The organism is Bradyrhizobium sp. IC4059 (assembly GCF_020193615.1).
Taxonomy (GTDB): domain Bacteria; phylum Pseudomonadota; class Alphaproteobacteria; order Rhizobiales; family Xanthobacteraceae; genus Bradyrhizobium; species Bradyrhizobium yuanmingense.
In genome coordinates, this window is record NZ_JADYVH010000001.1 from 1,270,215 (window position 1) to 1,288,963 (window position 18,749).

At 65.1% G+C, this 18,749-nt stretch carries 17 protein-coding genes; 7 read left to right on the forward strand and 10 right to left on the reverse strand.

Annotated features, from left to right (window positions below):
- The first annotated feature begins 110 nt into the window (after nucleotides 1–110).
- Genes I6F12_RS05830 through I6F12_RS05850 form a run of 5 tightly spaced genes read left to right on the forward strand, consistent with a single transcriptional unit; the run spans nucleotide 111 to nucleotide 5,738 of the window.
- Nucleotides 111–890, forward strand: coding sequence for a molecular chaperone TorD family protein (locus I6F12_RS05830; RefSeq protein WP_225149766.1), 780 nt, complete (start codon nucleotides 111–113; stop codon nucleotides 888–890).
- A 29-nt stretch (nucleotides 891–919) separates the two neighbouring features.
- Nucleotides 920–1,129: a twin-arginine translocation signal domain-containing protein gene (locus I6F12_RS05835; protein ID WP_036023641.1), complete on the forward strand. Its 210-nt coding sequence runs from the start codon at nucleotides 920–922 to the stop codon at nucleotides 1,127–1,129.
- 14 nt (nucleotides 1,130–1,143) lie between these two features.
- On the forward strand, nucleotides 1,144–4,086 hold the full coding sequence (locus I6F12_RS05840) for a formate dehydrogenase subunit alpha (protein ID WP_158284415.1): 2,943 nt from the start codon (nucleotides 1,144–1,146) through the stop codon (nucleotides 4,084–4,086).
- 13 nt (nucleotides 4,087–4,099) lie between these two features.
- On the forward strand, nucleotides 4,100–4,696 hold the full coding sequence (gene fdh3B, locus I6F12_RS05845) for a formate dehydrogenase FDH3 subunit beta (protein ID WP_036005105.1): 597 nt from the start codon (nucleotides 4,100–4,102) through the stop codon (nucleotides 4,694–4,696).
- Nucleotides 4,697–4,736: 40 nt separating this feature from the next.
- Nucleotides 4,737–5,738: a formate dehydrogenase subunit gamma gene (locus I6F12_RS05850; protein ID WP_036023646.1), complete on the forward strand. Its 1,002-nt coding sequence runs from the start codon at nucleotides 4,737–4,739 to the stop codon at nucleotides 5,736–5,738.
- A gap of 15 nt (nucleotides 5,739–5,753) precedes the next feature.
- Here I6F12_RS05850 and I6F12_RS05855 read toward each other — a convergent pair whose 3' ends face one another.
- Nucleotides 5,754–5,954 carry a hypothetical protein gene (locus I6F12_RS05855; protein ID WP_225155708.1) on the reverse strand — a complete coding sequence of 67 codons (201 nt, stop codon included), beginning with the start codon at nucleotides 5,952–5,954 and terminating at the stop codon, nucleotides 5,754–5,756.
- Between the two features lie 72 nt (nucleotides 5,955–6,026).
- Nucleotides 6,027–6,179, reverse strand: coding sequence for a hypothetical protein (locus I6F12_RS05860; RefSeq protein WP_156447252.1), 153 nt, complete (start codon nucleotides 6,177–6,179; stop codon nucleotides 6,027–6,029).
- A gap of 108 nt (nucleotides 6,180–6,287) precedes the next feature.
- Between I6F12_RS05860 and I6F12_RS05865 the strand changes: the two genes are divergently transcribed.
- Together I6F12_RS05865 and I6F12_RS05870 are read left to right on the forward strand one after the other, a co-directional pair.
- Nucleotides 6,288–7,367 (forward strand): HoxN/HupN/NixA family nickel/cobalt transporter, encoded by a 1,080-nt coding sequence (locus I6F12_RS05865; protein ID WP_225155709.1) that lies wholly within the window; start codon nucleotides 6,288–6,290, stop codon nucleotides 7,365–7,367.
- Nucleotides 7,348–9,660: a TonB-dependent receptor gene (locus tag I6F12_RS05870; RefSeq protein ID WP_225155710.1), complete on the forward strand. Its 2,313-nt coding sequence runs from the start codon at nucleotides 7,348–7,350 to the stop codon at nucleotides 9,658–9,660. The genes I6F12_RS05865 and I6F12_RS05870 overlap by 20 nt, the downstream gene beginning before the upstream one ends.
- A gap of 39 nt (nucleotides 9,661–9,699) precedes the next feature.
- Here the strand turns inward: I6F12_RS05870 and I6F12_RS05875 are convergent, their stop codons facing one another.
- From I6F12_RS05875 to I6F12_RS05910, 8 genes are read right to left on the reverse strand one after another with little or no spacing between them, the layout of a single operon-like run.
- A complete protein-coding gene (locus tag I6F12_RS05875) occupies nucleotides 9,700–10,764 on the reverse strand; it encodes a UDP-glucuronic acid decarboxylase family protein (RefSeq protein ID WP_225155711.1) in 1,065 nt (354 codons plus the stop codon).
- Nucleotides 10,765–10,775: 11 nt separating this feature from the next.
- The gene (locus tag I6F12_RS05880; RefSeq protein WP_057029936.1) at nucleotides 10,776–11,900 is read right to left on the reverse strand and encodes a glycosyltransferase; all 1,125 of its coding nucleotides are present in this window, start codon (nucleotides 11,898–11,900) and stop codon (nucleotides 10,776–10,778) included.
- Nucleotides 11,897–12,985 carry a glycosyltransferase gene (locus tag I6F12_RS05885; RefSeq protein WP_225155712.1) on the reverse strand — a complete coding sequence of 363 codons (1,089 nt, stop codon included), beginning with the start codon at nucleotides 12,983–12,985 and terminating at the stop codon, nucleotides 11,897–11,899. Before I6F12_RS05885 ends, I6F12_RS05880 begins: the two co-directional genes overlap by 4 nt.
- Complete coding sequence (locus I6F12_RS05890) at nucleotides 12,982–14,112, reverse strand: glycosyltransferase (RefSeq protein ID WP_225149763.1); 1,131 nt, start codon at nucleotides 14,110–14,112, stop codon at nucleotides 12,982–12,984. The genes I6F12_RS05885 and I6F12_RS05890 overlap by 4 nt, the downstream gene beginning before the upstream one ends.
- Nucleotides 14,109–15,221 (reverse strand): glycosyltransferase family 4 protein, encoded by a 1,113-nt coding sequence (locus I6F12_RS05895; protein WP_225155713.1) that lies wholly within the window; start codon nucleotides 15,219–15,221, stop codon nucleotides 14,109–14,111. The genes I6F12_RS05890 and I6F12_RS05895 overlap by 4 nt, the downstream gene beginning before the upstream one ends.
- A complete protein-coding gene (locus I6F12_RS05900) occupies nucleotides 15,218–16,504 on the reverse strand; it encodes a TIGR04295 family B12-binding domain-containing radical SAM protein (RefSeq protein WP_225155714.1) in 1,287 nt (428 codons plus the stop codon). The genes I6F12_RS05895 and I6F12_RS05900 overlap by 4 nt, the downstream gene beginning before the upstream one ends.
- Nucleotides 16,501–17,562 carry an SDR family NAD(P)-dependent oxidoreductase gene (locus tag I6F12_RS05905; protein ID WP_225155715.1) on the reverse strand — a complete coding sequence of 354 codons (1,062 nt, stop codon included), beginning with the start codon at nucleotides 17,560–17,562 and terminating at the stop codon, nucleotides 16,501–16,503. Before I6F12_RS05905 ends, I6F12_RS05900 begins: the two co-directional genes overlap by 4 nt.
- Complete coding sequence (locus I6F12_RS05910) at nucleotides 17,562–18,674, reverse strand: NAD-dependent epimerase/dehydratase family protein (RefSeq protein WP_036023669.1); 1,113 nt, start codon at nucleotides 18,672–18,674, stop codon at nucleotides 17,562–17,564. The genes I6F12_RS05905 and I6F12_RS05910 overlap by 1 nt, the downstream gene beginning before the upstream one ends.
- Nucleotides 18,675–18,749 lie beyond the last annotated feature (75 nt).

Genomic DNA, 18,749 nt, shown 5'->3' on the forward strand with positions numbered 1-18,749 from the left:
GGTACAGGCTATGGCAGGCGATTGACCGTTGCTGGAACCCGGATTACGCTACCTACTGCTTTGTAACAAAAGCGATAATCAAGCAGACGGGACTGGGATGGGAGGTCCACGTGCGCGATGACGGACTTGATCGAGCGATCGATGCCGCAGGCGGCATCGCTCAGCTTGCACGCAAAATAGGCATCAGCCAGCCCTCCGTCTCGAATTGGACCCGTGTGCCCGCACAACGGGTGGTTGCAGTCGAAACGGCGACCGGCGTCTCCCGAAACGATCTGCGGCCCGATCTTTACGGTGAGCAAGCCGGCTCCGCCGAGCTCGTCGATCCCATCGATGCGGCGCGCGCGCGGGAATACGTCTTGCTCGCGGCGCTGCTGTCTGCGCCTCCGTCGAAGCGCCTGCTCGATCAGCTCGCCGCGCTCAGCGGAGACGCGACGCCGCTCGGTCGTGCGCATGCGGCGCTCGCCGACGCGGCCTCGAGCGCCGTCCCGTCGAAAGTCGAGCGGGAGTATTTCGATTTGTTTGTCGGGCTCGGCCGCGGTGAATTGCTGCCCTATGCTTCCTATTATCTCACGGGCTTTCTCAACGAACGGCCTTTGTCGCGCCTGCGCGGCGACCTGATGACGCTCGGCATCGAGCGTATCGCCAACGATTCCGAACCCGAAGATCACGCTGCCATCCTGTGCGAGATCATGTCGGGCCTTGCCGATGGCCGCTTCGATGCCTCACACGAGGCGCAGCGCGCCTTCTTCGAAAAGCACGTGTCGCCATGGATGGGGCGGTTGTTCGCCGACATCGAGAACGCGGGGACTGCCCGTTTCTATCGCGCAGTCGGCGCGCTCGGCCGCACTTTCATCGAAATCGAGACGGAAGCATTTACATTCGCCAGCTGACCGAGGCGCTTCGGTCCGGGAGAGATGCGATGAGTGACGAGACGAAATCAAAGGTCGGACGCCGCGATTTCCTGCGCAAGGTCGGCTTGGGTACCGCCGGTGCCGGCGCGGCGCTTGCAACACCGTTGGTCGGGTCCGCCCAGGCCGACAGTGAAACCAACGATGAGAAGCGCAAGGCGCGCTACAAGGAATCCGATCACGTGAAGACGTTCTACCGCGTCAATCGTTATCCGGCCTGAGAGGGAGGCTGCCCGTGCTTATCAAGCGAACACACCAGCGTTCCGATCGCCGCGGTTCCGTCGCCGAATCCCTTGCGGGGCAGGGCGGGGGACTTGATCGCCGCACATTCCTGCGCAAATCCGGTTTGGCCGGCGGCGCGCTCGCCGCGCTCGGGGCCATGCCGGTGGGCAACGTGCGAAAGGCGGAGGCGGCCGCCGCCGGCCCGCTCGCAGCCGGCGCCACCGTCAAGAAGAGCATCTGCACGCATTGTGCCGTGGGCTGCACGGTGACGGCGGAAGTCCTCAACGGAGTCTGGATCGGGCAGGAACCGAGCTGGGATTCGCCGATCAACCGTGGCTCGCATTGCGCCAAGGGCGCCTCGGTGCGCGAGCTCGTGCACAGCGATCGCCGCCTGCGCTATCCGATGAAGCTGGTGAACGGGCAGTGGACGCGCGTGTCGTGGGACACGGCGGTGAACGAGATCGGCGACAAGCTGCTGCAGGTTCGCGAGAAGTCGGGCAGCGATTCGGTCTATTGGCTCGGCTCGGCCAAGATGACCAACGAAGGAGCCTACCTGTTCCGCAAGTTGGGCGCGTTCTGGGGCACCAACAACACCGATCACCAGGCGCGGATCTGCCACTCCACCACCGTCACCGGCGTCGCCAATACCTGGGGCTACGGCGCGATGACGAACAGCATCAACGACATGCGCAACTCCAAGACGATGCTGTTCATCGGCAGCAACGCGGCGGAAGCGCATCCGGTCAGCATGCAGCACCTGCTCGAATCCAAGGAGCTCAACAAGGCGAATTTCATCGTCTTCGATCCGCGCCTGACCCGCACCGCGGCACATGCCACCGAATATGTCCGCATCCGTCCCGGCACCGACATTCCCGTGCTCTACGGCATGATGTGGCACATCCTGAAGAACGGCTGGGAGGACAAGGAATTCATCGCCCAGCGCGTCTACGGCTTCGACGACCTGCGCAAGGAGGTCGAGAAATGGAATCCGCAGGAGGTCGAGCGCGTCACCGGTGTGCCCGCGGCGCAGCTCGAGCGCGTCGCCAAGACATTCGCGACGGTCAAGCCCGCGACCATCATCTGGTGCATGGGCCAGACCCAGCACACGGTCGGCACCGCCAACGTGCGGGCGAGCTGCATCGCGCTGCTGATGACGGGCAACGTCGGCAAGGCCGGGGCCGGCGCCAACATCCTGCGCGGCCATGACAACGTGCAGGGCGCGACCGACGTCGGCCTCGATATCGTGACGTTGCCGTTCTATTACGGCCTCGCGGAGGGCGCCTGGAAGCACTGGTCCCGGGTCTGGGAGGTCGACTACGACTATCTCGTCTCGCGCTTCGACGAGAAGAAGCAGATGGAGACGCCAGGCATCCCGCTGACGCGCTGGTTCGATGCGGCGCTGTTGCCGAAGGCCGACGTCGCACAGAAGGACAACGTCAAGGCCGTGTTCGTGCAAGGCCACGCCAGCAACAGCATCACGCGCATTCCCGAATCGCTGAAGGGCCTGAAGGCGCTGGAGCTGCTGGTGATCGCCGATCCGCACCCGACCACCTGGGCGTCTCTGGCGGTCGAGGCCGGACGCAAGGACGGCGTCTATATCCTGCCCGTGGCGACGCAGTTCGAATGCGCGGGATCGCGCGTCGCCTCCAACCGCTCGATGCAATGGGGCGAGCAGATCGTCAAGCCGATCTTCGAATCCAAGGACGACCTCGAGATCATCTATCTGCTGGCGAAGAAGTTCGGCTTCGCCGACAAGATGTTCAAGAATATCAAGGTCGAGAACAACCTTCCGGTCCCCGAGGACGTGCTGCGCGAGATCAACCGTGGAAGCTGGTCGACCGGTTATTGCGGCCAGTCGCCGGAGCGCATCAAGGCGCACATGAAGAACCAGCACAAGTTCGACCTGGTGACGATGCGCGCCCCCAAGGACGATCCGGAAGTCGGCGGCGATTATTACGGCCTGCCTTGGCCGTGCTGGGGCTCGCCCGAGGTGAAGCATCCCGGCTCGCCGCTGCTCTACAACAACAATCTGCACGTCATGGACGGCGGCGGCGCATTCCGTCCGCGCTTCGGCATCGAGCGCGAGGAGAAGCTGCCCGACGGCACGACGCGCAAGGTCAGCCTGCTCGCCGACAAGTCCTTCTCCAAGGGCTCGGAGATCGAGGACGGCTATCCCGAGTTCACGCTGGCGAGCCTGAAGAAGCTCGGTTGGGACAAGGATCTCACCGAGGCCGAGATGGCGACGATCCAGCGGGTCAACCCGGCCAATCCGGATGCGGTGTCCTGGGCGCTCGACCTCTCCGGCGGCATCCAGCGCGTCGCGCTGAAGCATGGCTGCGTGCCCTTCGGCAACGGCAAGGCGCGCATGAATGCGTTCGGTCTGCCGGATCCAATCCCGGTGCACCGCGAGCCGATCTACACGCCGCGCGTCGACCTCGTCGAGAAGTATCCGACCTTGCCCGATGCCAAGCAGTTCCGTCTGCCCAACATCGGCTTCTCGGTGCAGAAGGCGGCGGTGGAGAAGGGGATCGCCAAGCAGTTCCCGCTGATCCTCTCCTCCGGACGTCTCGTCGAATACGAAGGCGGCGGCGAGGAAACCCGCACCAATCCGTGGCTCGCCGAATTGCAACAGGACATGTTCATCGAGATCAGCCCGGCTGATGCCGCCGATCGCGGCATCAAGGACGGCGGCTGGGTCTGGGTGAGCGGCGCTGAGAACAACTCGCGGGCCAAGATGAAGGCGATGGTGACCGAACGCGTCGGCAAGGGCGTCGCCTGGATGCCGTTCCATTTCGGCGGCTGGCTCGGCGGTAACGACCTGCGCAAGAACTATCCTGCCGGCACCGATCCGATCGTGCTGGGCGAGAGCGCCAACACGATCACGAGCTACGGCTACGATCCTGCAACCGGCATGCAGGAGCCGAAGGTCACGCTTTGTCAGATCGTCGCAGCCTGAGAGGAGCACGCACATGGCTCGGATGAAATTTCTCTGCGACGCTGATCGCTGCATCGAGTGCAACGCCTGCGTCACCGCCTGCAAGAACGAGCACGAGGTGCCCTGGGGCATCAACCGGCGGCGTGTCGTCACCATCAACGACGGCAAGCCGGGCGAGCGCTCGATCTCGATGGCCTGCATGCACTGCACGGACGCGCCCTGCGCGGCGGTCTGTCCGGTGAACTGCTTCTACACCACGGCCGATGCCGTGGTGCTGCACTCCAAGGACCTCTGCATCGGCTGCGGCTATTGCTTCTACGCCTGTCCGTTCGGCGCGCCGCAATATCCAAAGGTCGGAAACTTCGGCTCGCGGGGCAAGATGGACAAGTGCACCTATTGCGCCGGCGGCCCTGAGGCCGACGGCAGCAAGGAGGAATATGCGAAGTACGGTGCGAACCGGCTGGCCGAAGGCAAGCTGCCGCTGTGCGCTGAGATGTGCTCGACCAAGTCGTTGCTTGCGGGCGACGGCGAGATCATCGCACAGATCTACAAGGAGCGCGTCATGAAGCGCGGCTACGGCTCGGGTGCATGGGGCTGGAAGACCGCTTATCGCGAGGCGATCGAGTCCTGAGGTGGCAACAGAAGGGCGCGCAAATACCGGGGAGGACGTGATGGCGTCATTTGGAAGGTTCATTCGCCTGGCGTTCGGCGTTTGCACGCTGCTTCTCTTGGCGATGGCGGCGCCTGCGAGTGCTCAGCAGGTCAATCCGACTGCAAGCTCGGTCAAGGAGCAGCAGCTTCTGCAGGAGCTGAACCGGATTCAAGGGCGTGTCAGCATTCCGGATCAGCGGTCCGGCGTTCTCGAGCAGCCGCAGGGGCGGGAATGGCGGGAATTCCGCATGGTGACGCTGCCCTGGATCGGCGGCGTTGCCATCATCGGCATGATCGCCCTGATCATGATCTTCTATCTCACCCGCGGCATGGTTCGGCTGGAAAGCGGCCACTCGGGCCGCACCATCGTGCGCTTCAACGGTTTCGAACGTTTCGTGCACTGGATGACGGCAACCTGCTTCATCATCCTGGCGATCTCCGGCCTCAACGTCACCTTTGGCCGGCAACTGCTATTGCCGCTGATCGGTTTCGAGGCCTTTTCCGAATGGTCGCAATGGGCCAAATACGCCCACAATTATCTGAGCTTCCCGTTCACGCTGGGGGTCGTGCTGATCTTCCTGATGTGGATCGGCGGCAATATCCCCAATAAGGTGGATATCGAATGGGCCAAGCGGGGTGGCGGCCTGATCGGGCATGACCATCCACCGGCCAATCGCTTCAATGGCGGCCAGAAGATGATCTACTGGATCGTCGTGATCGGTGGTGGGCTCGTCGCGGCGAGCGGCTATGCGCTGATGTTCCCGTTCTACGGCACGGGTATCGAAAGCATGCAGATGGCCCAGATCGTCCACTCCATTGTGGCGGTCCTGTTCGTCGCGGCGATGATCGGGCACATCTATATCGGCACTATCGGCATGGAAGGTGCGTTCGCCGCCATGGGCTCGGGCGAAGTCGACGTCAACTGGGCGCGCGAGCACCACAGCCTCTGGCTCGACGAGCAGATGGCGCGAACGGGACCGAACGATGGGCAGCGGCAACCTGCGACCGCAGCGGCCGAATAAAGCGAGCCTGCCGGCCTACCGCAGCTCATTCGCAAACAAGACGGAGCGGTCCTGCAGCTCCTGCTCGGGAAGCTTGTCGGCTTGGCCCGTCTGCATGTCTTGAATGGACGCCATGCCGGGCTGACCGAAGTGAGGTACTGCATGCGGCCTGAACACGCTATTGGCCGCACCGGCGAGAAGCATGGCTGCGATTAGCGAGAGCATGAGGAATTTCATGCGCGTCTCCGTCTGCCATCTCCACCCGGCACGATGAATACATCGGGATCGTCGAATCGGATGTGAGCGGTTTCACAGCAACGGGTTCCAGTTGCGTGGGTCGAGCTCCCCCTGACGACCGTCAACTTCGGCGTCAAACTGGATATCTGCTTGCCAATGCGAGCGCCCATCCCGCATCGGCGCGGTGATCCCGCTGACGCGGAATTCCTCCATCAGGCCCGCCATTTGGCTCGCATTCCGTCGGCTCGTCAGGGGGCAGACCGAAACTGGTCCGGCTCTTGCTCTTGCCAGTATGAGAAATTTTGATAAACGTCATACTGTAAGGGCGAGCGAATGGAACGAGCAGCGATGCGGACTTTGCGGGCGGTCGAGCCCGGAACGGTGGCGCTGCTTGGCGGGCTCGTCGCCGCCAACATCGCCGCATGGGCCTGGGCCTTCACGCTGTTCGGCGACCGGCCGACGGTGATGGCGACGGCCTTGCTGGCCTGGGTGTTCGGCCTGCGTCATGCCGTCGATGCCGATCACATTGCCGCGATCGACAACGTCGTGCGCAAGCTGATGCAAGGCGCCGAGACGCCGCGCAGCGTCGGCCTCTATTTCGCGCTCGGCCATTCCACCGTCGTCGTGGTGGCGACCATGCTGCTGGCACTGGGCGTCGTGAGCCTCGGCGGCGACAGCCTGCTCAAGGAGATCGGCGGTCTCATCGGCACCTCAGTCTCGGCGCTGTTCCTGCTTGCGGTTGCCGCGATCAACCTCGTCATTTTCGTCGGCCTGTGGCGGACGTTTCGCGCGGCGCGGGAGCAGGGCGTTCACGATGCTGCGCAACTCGATGCGCTGCTTGCCAGCCGCGGTATTCTGGCCCGGCTGCTCGGCCCGATGTTCCGCCTGGTGACGAAGCCCTGGCACATGTACCCGCTCGGCTTCCTGTTTGGCCTCGGCTTCGACACCGCAACGGAGATCAGCCTGCTCAGCATCTCCGCCAGCGAAGCCGCGCGCGGCGCCTCGCTCGCCGATGTGCTGGTTTTCCCCGCGCTGTTCGCTGCAGGCATGGCGCTGGTCGACGCTGCCGATTCCGCGCTGATGGTGAGCGCCTATCGCTGGGCCTTCGTCGATCCCTTGCGCAAGCTCTGGTACAATCTCACGATCACCGGCGCCTCCGTCGCGGTTGCACTGTTCATCGGCGGGATCGAAGCGCTCGGCCTGATCGGCGAGCGGCTCGGTCTCTCCGGCGGCGCATGGGTGCTGGTCGAGGACCTCAACGAGTCGCTTGCCAATGTCGGCTTTGTCGTGATCGCGCTGTTTGCGGTCGCATGGCTCGTCTCGGTCGTGCTCTATCGCCGCATGTTCGGGAACGAGCCTCGCCGCGCCGGCACGAAAGTTTTGGAATGCACCGATGCGACCGAGGCGGCCTGAGCACGGTCGTCACGGCGGCGCTTTGACGGCACTCTCGGTCCTGGCGCTGCTCGCGGATGACGGCCGCGCCTTTGCACAGAGCAATGACGCCTCACGCGAACTGCCGCCGGTCGAGGTCAGTGGTGGCGCCGCGCCCGGGCGCAAGATGACGGCCGCATCGCGCCGTGCCGCCAGATCGCCCGCGGCCGGCCGCCGGATCTTCGTGTCTTCCGCGACGGCGCAGGCGTCGGATCCGCGCAGTGCCGGCTCGGGTGCAAGGGCCGCAGCCGGCATGGCCAGCGAGATCACTGTCTCCGGCGACGAGATCAACGCGCGCCCTTTCACACGGCCGGGCGAGGCGCTCGAAGCCGTGCCCGGTCTGATCGTGACGCAGCATTCCGGCGAGGGCAAAGCCAACCAGTATTTCCTGCGCGGGTACAATCTCGACCACGGCACCGATCTGGCGATCATCGTCGACGGCGTCCCCGTCAACATGCGCACCCACGCGCATGGCCAGGGCTATGCCGATCTCAATTGGCTGATCCCGGAAACCATCGCCGCAATGGACGTGCGCAAGGGACCTTACTTCGCCGACGAAGGCGACTTCGCCTCGGTCGGAAGCGTTCACATCGGCCTGATCGACAGCACAAGGCGGCTGGCGCAGGTGAGCGCCGGCAGCTTCGGTTACCGCCGTCTGCTCGGCATGGATTCCGCGAAGGTTGGCGACGGTTCGCTGCTGGTGGCCGGCGAGATCGGTACCTACGACGGCCCGTGGGACAATCCGGACAACGTGCGAAAGCTCAACGGCCTCGTACGCTACAGCCAGGGCACCGCGACCGACGGTATGTCGATCACCGGCATGGCCTACGTCAACAAATGGAATTCGACCGACCAGGTGCCGCAGCGCGCCATCACCAGCGGCTTGCTCGGCCGTTATGGTTCGGAAGATCCGAGCGACGGTGGTCATGCCAACCGCTTTGCGCTGTCCGGGCGCATCGCGCAGACCGACGACATCGGTTCATGGAAGGCCAACGCCTATCTGGTGAAGAGCCAACTCGACCTCTTCAATAATTTCACTTACTTCCTTGACGATCCCGTGCTCGGCGACCAGTTCCACCAGCACGACGACCGCTTGATGGCGGGCGCCAATGTCTCGCGCACGCTGGACGGCTCCTTGGCCGGCCTGCCGATGCAGACCACCGTCGGTCTGCAATCGCGTTATGATGCGATCGACCTCGCGCTCACCAATACGTTCCGTCGCGGCTTCATCGGCAATATCCGCAGCGACAAGGTCGGCGAGGGCAGCGTCGGGGTCTATGCCGAGAACACGGTGCGCTGGACCGACTGGCTCAGGACGACGTTGGGCTGGCGGGGCGATTATTACGCCGCCGACGTCACCTCTCTGTTCAACGCCGCAAATTCCGGTCGCGCCGATGCCGCGCTCGGCAGCCCGAAATTCAGGATGGTGCTTGGTCCGTTCAATCATACGGAATTCTTCCTCGGCGCCGGCTACGGCATGCACTCGAACGATGCCCGCGGTGCGACCACGACGGAGGATCCCACCGATCCCGCGACAAGGCTCACGCCGTCGCCGCTCCTGGTGCGCACCAGAGGCGCGGAGGCCGGGGTTCGCAGCAGGATCATTCCCGGCCTCGACAGCTCTCTCAGCCTCTTCATCCTGGACCAGGATTCCGAGATCCTGTTCGCTGGCGATGCCGGCGACACCTCGGCAACGCGCGCCAGCCGCCGCTACGGCTTCGAGTGGACCAACCACTACCGGCCACGGTCCTGGATCGACATCGACGCGGATCTCGCAATGACGCATGCGCGCTTCCGGGGCTATGACAGCGAGCAGGCCGCGGTCTATGCCTCGCTTGCCGGCTATCCCGAGGCGCAGACCGGCAATGCGCCCGGCAACTACATTCCCAATGCTCCGGTGGTGGTGGCATCGGCCGGAATAACACTTGGCGAGAAGACCGGGTGGTTCGGCAGCGCGCGCTGGCGCTACATCGGCGCGAGCCCGTTGACCGAGGACAATGCGTTCCGCTCGCGCCCGACCGGCATCGTCAACGCGCGGCTCGGCTACCGCAGCGAGAACGGCTGGCGAATCCAGCTCGACGTGCTCAACCTCTTCAACAGCAAGGCGAACCAGATCACCTATGCCTATGGCTCGCTGTTGAAGACCGATACGCTCTACAATCTCTGCGCCGCCAATGCCGCACCGGCCGCGGTCTGCGGGAACGGCGTGATGGACTATGTGCTGCACCCGGTCGAGCCGATGGTGTTTCGGGTCACTGTGGCCGGAACGTTTTAGGTCTATTGCGCGAGCACACCGGCCGATCCGCCAAGGCCTTCACGGCTGCTCGGACATCGTCAGGCGGCCACGTGCTGGGTGGCGCGTCCTGCGCGCGGCGATGGCCGGCACGAGCGTTGGCGTTTCCCCGGCGAGGCGGAGCGCGAAATAGGCAATGGTCGCTTGAAGCCCGTCCTTCAATGCCACCTTCGGACGCCATCCCAGGATCTTCTCGGCGGCGTCGATCACGGGCTTGCGCCGCTTCGGATCGTCCTTTGGCAGGGGCTCGAAGCGCAGCGGGGACGCAGATTCGGTGCATGCCAGCACCTCACGGGCGATGGCCTCGATCGTGACCTCGTGCGGATTGCCGAGATTGCAGGGACCTGTGACCGAGGCGGGGCTCTCCATCAGGAGCTGAAGCCCCCGCACAAGATCGTCGACGAAGCAGAAGCTGCGGGTTTGCGTGCCCTGGCCGTAGATCGTGATCGGCTCGCCACGCAGCGCCTGCACGATGAAGTTGGACACGACGCGGCCGTCATTCTCGAGCATGCGCGGCCCGTAGGTGTTGAAGATGCGCGCGACCTTGATCTCCGTCCCGTGCATCCGCCGATAGTCGAACATCAGCGTCTCCGCGGCCCGCTTGCCTTCGTCGTAACAGGCCCGCGGCCCGACGGGATTGACGTTGCCGAGATAGGATTCCGGCTGCGGATGCACCTCCGGGTCGCCGTAGACCTCGCTGGTGGAGGCCTGAAGAATCCGGGAACCCTTCTGCCGCGCCAGTTCGAGCAGGTTGATCGAGCCGAGCACGCAAGTCTTCATCGTTCCGACCGGATCGACTTGATAATGGCGGGGCGAGGCCGGGCAGGCGAGGCTGTAGATCCGGTCGATCCCGCCCTCGATCTCGATGGAATCGCGTACGTCATGCTCGATGAAGCGGAAGTTCGGATGGTTGAGCAGGGGCCGGATGTTGTCGGTGGTTCCCGTGAACAAATTGTCCAGGCAGATCACCATGCTGCCGCGTTGCAGGAGCGCGTCGCAGAGATGCGATCCGATGAAGCCGGCGCCGCCGGCGACCAGGACCGTCGGCGAGCGGCGGGATGCGTGGATGCGGGTCTGGAGCGTCATGACGTGGCCTTTCAAAGTTGGGCGACCTGCATGGGACGAACGACAGGGAGTGGCGCCGTCTTGCGGCGGCGCCGCGCGGCTGCCTCGGCGTAATAGGTCTCCAGTTGCCGTGCGCGATGGTCGGGCGTGTGATCGGCGAGAACCCGCCGCCGCGCGTTGTGGGCGATCGTGCGCCGTTGCTCTTCCGGCATGTCGCGCAGGATCTCGACGACCTCGCGCGGGCTGGCTGCCAGCAGGATTTCCTTCGAGGGCGCGAAGATCGTCTCGATCCCCGGCCAGCGGTCCGAGATCACGGGCGTGCCGCAGGCGGCGGCCTCGAACAGCCGGACGCTCGGGGAGAAGCCCAGCGCCTTCATGTCGGCGCGGGTGGCGTTCAGCGTGAAACGCTGCGCCGCGTAGAACTCCGGGTGCTGCTTCGGCGAGAGGTGCTCGATCCGCGTAACGTTGGCGGGCCAGGCGATATTGTCCGGATATTGCGCGCCGGCGACGACGAATTGATCGCTCGGCAGCGTGCGCGCCGGTGCCAGCAGCAGCTCCTCGAGAACGGGCTGCCGGTCCTCGCTGTAGGTCCCGAGATAGCCGAGCGCCCATTTCGGCGGCGCCTGCTTCGGCGCGTAGATCTCCGCGTCTGCGCTGCAGTAAAGCACACGCGCGAGCGGACTGCCGTAGCTCTGCTCGATCAGGCCGGGCACCGGTCCGCCGGTGAACGACAGATAGAGATCGAAGCGCGGGATCATGGCCGCCGAGAGATAGTCGAGGCCTTGCTCGAGCCGCGCCAGAGTGACTGGCGTGTCGATGTCGTAGAACGCGGTGATGCCCCTCGCGTGCGTCGTGGTCCATTCGGCGAGCGCGATCCCGTCAGGAACATAAGAGCCGATGATCACCAGATCGGCATCGCGGATCAGCTTGCCGAACTGGCGCGGAACATCTTTCGAAGAATGGTACAATTCGACAGTCCAGGCAGAGGGCTTGGTCAGGTCGCGGTGATCCCGATACCAGGGCACGTCCCGCTCCAGGAACGTGACGCGGTGACCTCGTCGCGCCAGCGCTTCGATCAGGGCGCGGTAGGTCGTGGCATGACCGTTGCCCCAGGACGAAGTGACCGAAAGACCGATGACGACGATGGAGAGGTTCATTCTGCTGCCTCGATTCGGGAGCTGTGGGCGACGAAGAGATCGTTGAACTGGCGGGCGCGCTGCCGGTAAGTGTGCTGGCTGAGGATGCGTGCGCGGGCGCGGCGGGCGATAGACCGGGCCCGCTCGGGATCGAGCGCGGTGAGGTGCTCGGCCACCTCGGCTCCGTCGGCGGCCACCAGCACCTCGCGGCCGGGTTCGAGGAAATGATCGATGCCGGCCCACTCGTCGGTGATCAGGCAGGCGCCGGCGCCGATCGCTTCGAACACCCGCGTCGGCGGTGAGAAGCCATAGCGCGCCATGCTGTCGCGATTGACGTTGAGCGTGGCGAGCGCGGAGCCGAAGAACGCGTTGTGATCGGCGGTGCCGACATGGCCGACCTTGCGCAGATTGGCGGAGGCGTCCTTGTCGTCCCAGCCGGAGCCGCCGAGCACGAAGGACTTTTCGGGCAGATGGCGTGCAACGTCGAGGAAGAAATGCTCGACGCGCGTCTCGCGGTCGGGCAGGCGGTTCGCCAGCAGGCTGAGATCGCAGGCAAAGCGCGGATTGGGCGGTGACGGAAAATGCGTGGAGGGATCGAGTGCGTTGTAGATCGGCACGCAGTCCCGCGCGCCCACCGATCGATACGCGGATACGACGGGCTCGCCGCCGCCATAGGTCAGGACCATATCGTAGCACGGGATCGCGCGGCGCAGATGATGCTGCGGATCGCTTTCCATCGCCTCGAGCGTGGCGGGAGCATCGACGTCCCAATAGATCCGCGTCAGCCGTGAGGGCAGCGCGGCGACGGCGTTCTCCAGCTCGAGATCAAAGACGCCGACGCCGCTGGCCTTGACCAGCATGTCGGCCGATTGTGCGGCTGTGTCGAGCGAGCGGCGCCAGCCGTCCGCGGTCGCGGGATACACGACCACTTTGGCCCAATCCGGCTCGTCGATGTCGCGATGCGACTGGCGGTCGAACGCGTCGGGCTCGTAGAAGGTGACCTCGTGGCCGAGCGCCGCGATCTCCTTCAGCATGCCGCGATAGTAGGTGGCGGCGCCGTTCCAGTAGGACGAGACGAGGCTGGATCCGAAGAAGCAGATCTTCATGCGACGGCTCCGATGTCGTGCTGAGGCCGTGCCGAACGGCTGGAATCCCTGAGGTCGGTGACGATGTCGATGAGCTGCTCGGCGCGGTGGCGGCAGGTATGACGATCCCTGATGACCTTCAGGCCGGTCTCCACCATCGCGGCAGAGAATTCCGGATCGTCGATGACGGACCGAAGCGCATGCTTCATCTGTTGGCCATCGCCAACGCTGAGATAAGCGCCCTCGGGGAACAGGCCTTCCTCATCCGACCAGGGTGCCGAGACCAGGGGAATGCCGCAGGCCAGCGCCTCGAAGACGCGGATGGTCGGGATGCCCGGAAGCAGGGCGACGTAAGGCCCGCGCGGCACATGGATGGTCGCGCGCGCGCCCGCGAAGGCGACGGGGGCCCAGTGCGCCGGCAGCCAGCCGCCATAGCGGATGCCTGCGCTCCTGATGGTGCGGAGCGCATCATCCGAATAGCGCACGCCATGGACGCTGGCGCGGAGCTTCATCTCCGCCACGGGCTCGACCAGGAACTCGTTCAGCTCGGCGCTGCGCTCGCCGTCGCCCCAATTGCCGATCCAGACCAGATCGTCGGTCCGCTCGACCTGGGGCAACGGGTGATACAGCGCAACGTCCGCTGCCTCGTGCCATGTGAAGACCCGGTCTGCCCAGCCGAGCTTCAGATAGATCTGCCGAAGCACCTCGCCGAAGGCGAGCACGCCGTCGAATCCGTCGAGATCGAATTGCGCAAGCTCGTCGGGCGCGCTGACCGCACGGTGATGGGTATCGTGAAAGAGCAGGGTGAAGGACCCGCCTTGCACCCGCCTGCGCCCGATCTGCGCGATGAGATCGGGCGAATTCCATTCATGCACGATGACGAGATCCGCGCCATCAAGCGCCCGCTCGAGATCGAGGCTGGTGTCGTAGCGGCGGATGTCGATGCCGGGGAAGAGGGCTGGAATGTCCTCCATCGCATGACTCCCTCCTTCGCGGATGGCGTTCAGGCGGCTCCAGCCGTCGATGGGCTCGAACACGACCACCTCGTGCCCGAGCGCATGGAGCTCGCGCGCATAGCCACGCAGGAAATGCGCGTTGCCGTTGTTCCAGCAGGAGGTGAAGGCATGATAGAACAGGACGCATTTCATGCGCGCACCTCGATTTGGCTGGCCGCGGCGCTCGTCCGGCGCGATGCGATCAGATCCTGGTAGAGACCGAGATAGGCGCTCGTCATGCGCGTCAGCGAATAGGTCAGGGATTGCTCATAGGCGGCCCGCTGCAGCTTTGCGCGGCCCATCTCGTCAGCGCAAAGATCTGCCAGAGCCCGGTGCAGCGCCTCGCTGTCGGCGGGATCGACGAACAAGGCGGCGCCGCGCCACAATTCCCTGAAGGTCGGGATGTCAGAGAGGACCAGCGCGCAGCCGGCGGCGGCGGCTTCCAGCACCGAGAGACCGAACGGTTCATAGAGTGCGGGGCTGACGAAGATCGCTGCATGCTGCAGGCGCGTCTCCAGCGCCGCGTGCGGCAGCTCTCCGAGCCAGGTGATACCCGCTGGCAGGCGTGCTTCGATAGGACCGGCCACATCGACCGGCCAATCCAGCCCAGGCGCGGCGGCGGCGAGCGCTTCGATGTTCTTGGCTCGGTCCCACAGCCGTCCTGCCGCGAAAATCAGGTCCTGCTTTCGCCCAGACGGGGCGCGTGGCGAAATTCCGTTCCAGATCACCGCGCCGCGCGATTGCGGCTGGTAGATCGCCGTGATGTCGTCGTGGAAGGCCCGGCTCGGACAGACCCAGGCCTGCGCCGCGTCGAGCGCAGCGGCGACCCGCTCGCTGTAGCGGCGCCATCTGGGCTCGCCAAGCCAGGCCGTATCGCGGCAGGCCAAGGCCCAGGAGTTCACGCACGAATGCGCCACCAGCACGGTCGGGGCCTGCCATGCAAAGGTCGCCTCGCGAAAGCTGTTGAGATGCACAACGTCGGGCATCAATCTGGCTTCGAGCTTCGCAAGCACGCGCCTTGCGTCGGAAACGTTTTGGCCCTCCGGGTCCTGCCATTCGAGTGCGAGATCCGTCTCGATCAGGTGAACGCTGGTCTCGTGCAGCATCTGACGCTGATCGACGCGCGCCCGCGGGCCCAGCGTCACCAGCGTGACGTCGGCCCCGGACGCAGCGAGACTTGTGGCGAGGGCGCAGGAATAGGTCCACACGCCGCCAACCGTGTCGGTCGTCATCATGATCCTGATGTCGGCGCCACGGTTCATGAGGCCACCTGGAGTTCGAGGCTGTCGAGTGGCACCGGGCGACCGTTCTGCACGTCGCTGAACTGGTCGAACATCGCGAGATAGTGCCGGTGTGCGCGCTCCCAGGCGACATCGTCGGGCTCGCCCCAGAGCTTGCGGTAGTCGGGAGAGCCGGGATAGGGGTAGAGCGGCACGGGATCGTTGGCCCAGACGCCGGCATCCTGCATGCTGCGGCGCCAGCGCTGCACCACGGGATCGTCGTCCTCGGGCACCTCGATCAAATTGGCCTGCACGAAGGGGACGTGGCGGCGAGCTTCGACCAGCCGGTCGGCGAGCTGATCCGTCGTCATCTTGCAATTCTTGGCGAGGGCCGCGCGCCCTTCCACGGTGAGGCTCTCGATGCCGGCTTCGATCGAGACGCAGCCGGCGCGCCCGAGCAGGGCGAGCATGTCGGGCTTCCAGAGGTCGATCCGCGTCTGCACGCCGAACTTCAGCCCGCGCGTCGTCAAGCCTTCCAAAAGTTCGCGATTGGGAAGAAAGATCTCGTCGATGAAGTAGACGTACTCGATGCCATGGCGGCGCAGACGATCGATCTCGTCGAGAATGACGGCGGGCGGCCGCTTGCGATAGGCGTTGCGGAAATTCTCCTTGGCGCAGAACGTGCAGTTGTAGGGGCAGCCGCGCGAGGCCTCCACCTCGGCGCCCGGTGCGGTCGGCGCGGCCTCGAAGCGGTGATGATGGTGATGGTGACGCCGGATCATATCCTCCGGCCAGTCGAGCGCGGGCTGATCGCTGAACGCGACCGCCTGGGGTCCGCCATTGACCCGGAGCGAAGCACCGTCGGCGAAGCACAGGCCGGGGAAGTCTCGTTCGCCATTGGCGAGACGCAGCAGGGACGCCTCGCACTCGCCCATCACGACGATATCGACGCCAAGCTTCCTCAGGGCGGTCTTCGGCGTACTCGAACCATGCGGGCCGACCGCGATCAGGGTCGGCGCAAGATCCCGCACCGCGATGGCGAGTTGCTGCGGCACGCGCAGCTCGGGCGGCGCGCAGCGCCAGAACAGATAGGTCGGTGCGGTGGTGAAGACGATCTGGCCGGGACGAAAGGCGCGCAGCTCGGCCTCGATGTCGCGGAGGGAGAGATCGAACATATGCGCATCGAGCAGCAACGTGTCGTGGCCGGCCGCCTTTAGGTAGTGCTGGGAGATGCCGAGCTCGAGCGCCAGGTGAGGCGAGCGGCAGCCGAAATAGATGCTGCCCGAAAAGTCCCAGTTCGGATTGATGAGGGCGACCCGCGTCATGCCAGAGCCTCGCTTCTGTCCTGTGATCCGAAGCGGCTGTCGAGCCAGGTGTGGAGCGAGCGCAGGCCATCGGCGAGAGGCATTTGCGGCGTCCAGCCGAGCGCGGTGGCGAGCGCCCGCGTGTCGGTCACGTACCAGGGCTGATCGCCCGGTCGCCAGTCTGCAAAGCGATAGCTGACCTTGCGGCCCGTCAGCTCGGTGATGCGGTCGATCAACTCGAGCAGGCTGATCGCATTCGCCGGACCGCCGCCGAGATTGAAGACGCGCCCGCGCGCCAGCGCGATGTGGTCGAGCGCCGCGAGCCAGGCGCTCACCGCGTCCGACACGTGCAGCGCGTCGCGGACCTGCTTGCCGTCGCCATAGATCGTCAGCGGATTGCCGCTTATGGCGCTGAGCAGGAAGTGTGCGATCCAGCCCTGGTCCTCGGTGCCGAACTGCCGCGGCCCGTAGATGCAGCTCATGCGCATCACCACGGTCTGCAGCCCGAACACCCGGGCATAATCGTGGACGTATTGATCGGCGGTGCCCTTGGAGCAACCATAGGGGCTGTAGAAATCGAGCGGGGCGTTCTCCGAAATGCCGCCGGCGAGCAGATCGTTGACCGGCGTGTAGCGACGGCCGGTGAGCGCGATCTCGCTGTCCTCGATCAGGCGCCCGTAGACCTTGTTGGTCGAGGCGAAGATCACCGGGGCCGAGGCGTTGTGCAGGCGGACGGCTTCGAGCACGTTCAGCGTGCCACGGGCGTTGATCTCGAAATCGGCCGAGGGATCGCTGACGCTGTCGGTGACGGCGACCTGGGCCGCGAGGTGCAGCACGGCGCGTGCCTCGCGCACGGCGTCGATCACCGAAATGGGGTCGCGGATATCCGCCACCGTGATCGCGACGCGCTCGCCATGCCGGGATTTCAGCCATTGCGCGTTCTCGCGCACGCCGGCGCGGGCGAGATTGTCCAGCACCAGCACGCGGTCGCCGCGTTCGGCGAGACGGTCGGCGAGATTGCAGCCGATGAAGCCGCAGCCGCCGGTGACCAGGACGGGTCTGTTGTCTTGTTCACTCATCACGCGACCAACCCTCGTTGCAGCAGCTCACGGGTCGCCCGCTCCGCCTGATCGTCGGCGATCTGGTCGGCGAGGTACCCGGCGAGCTCTTCGAGCCCGTCCTTGAACGCGACATGCGGCTCGAAGCCGAGCAGGTCGCGTGATTTGCCGATGTCGGCGAAGCAGTGCCGGATGTCGCCAGCACGGTATTTCCGTGTGATCTCGGCAGCGATCTCGCACCGTCCCATCACCTGGGCAAGATCCTCGGCTACCGACAGAATGGTGCGGCTCTGGCCCGAGCCGACGTTGAAGACGTCCTGGGCGTGGTCGGATTCGAGCGCCATGCGGCAGGCGCGGGCGACATCGTGCACGTGGACGAAGTCGCGCCGCTGCAGGCCGTCTTCGAAGACGAGCGGCGGCCGGCCATTGAGCAGCCGCGCGGCGAAGATGGCCAGCACCCCGGTATAGGGATTCGACAGCGCTTGCCGCGGACCGAACACGTTGAAGAAGCGCAAGCCGACCGTCGGAATGCCGTAGGCCTTGCCCGTGATCAGGCACATCCGCTCCTGCGCATATTTGTTCAGCGCGTAGATCGAGCTCAAAGACGGCTGCTTGGTCTCAGGCGTAGGCACGGGATCGAGCGCATGGCCTGCATGATCCCGCAGTTCCCACTCTCCTTGGCGAAGCTGCCCGATCGGTCGTTCGTCGCAAGCCACGACGTTGCCGACGGCATCACGATACAGGCCCTCGCCGTAGATGCTCATCGAGGACGCCACCACCAGCCGTGCGACCGGTCGCTTCGCCAGCGCCTGCAGCAGCACGGCGGTGCCGAGCTCGTTCGTCCTGACATAGGGCTCGATGTCGTACATGCTCTGGCCGACGCCGACGGCGGAGGCGAGATGCAGGACCATGTCGGCGCCGCGCAAGGCCTGTTCGACGGCGACGCTGTCCGTGACGTCGCCGACCACGAGCTCGGCATCGTCCGCGAGATAAGCGGGCCGCTGACGGTTGCCGCCATGGACCTGCGGAGAGAGATTGTCGAGAAGGCGGACCTCATAGCCAGCCGCAAGCAGCACGTCGGCCGTATGCGAACCGATGAATCCCGCGCCTCCGGTAATCAATACTCGCGTCATTCACCGCTCCGTGCCGCATGGGACCGATCCGTTCGGACCAGCCGATGATGAGAGTTGAAGCGCGCCTTTGCTTGG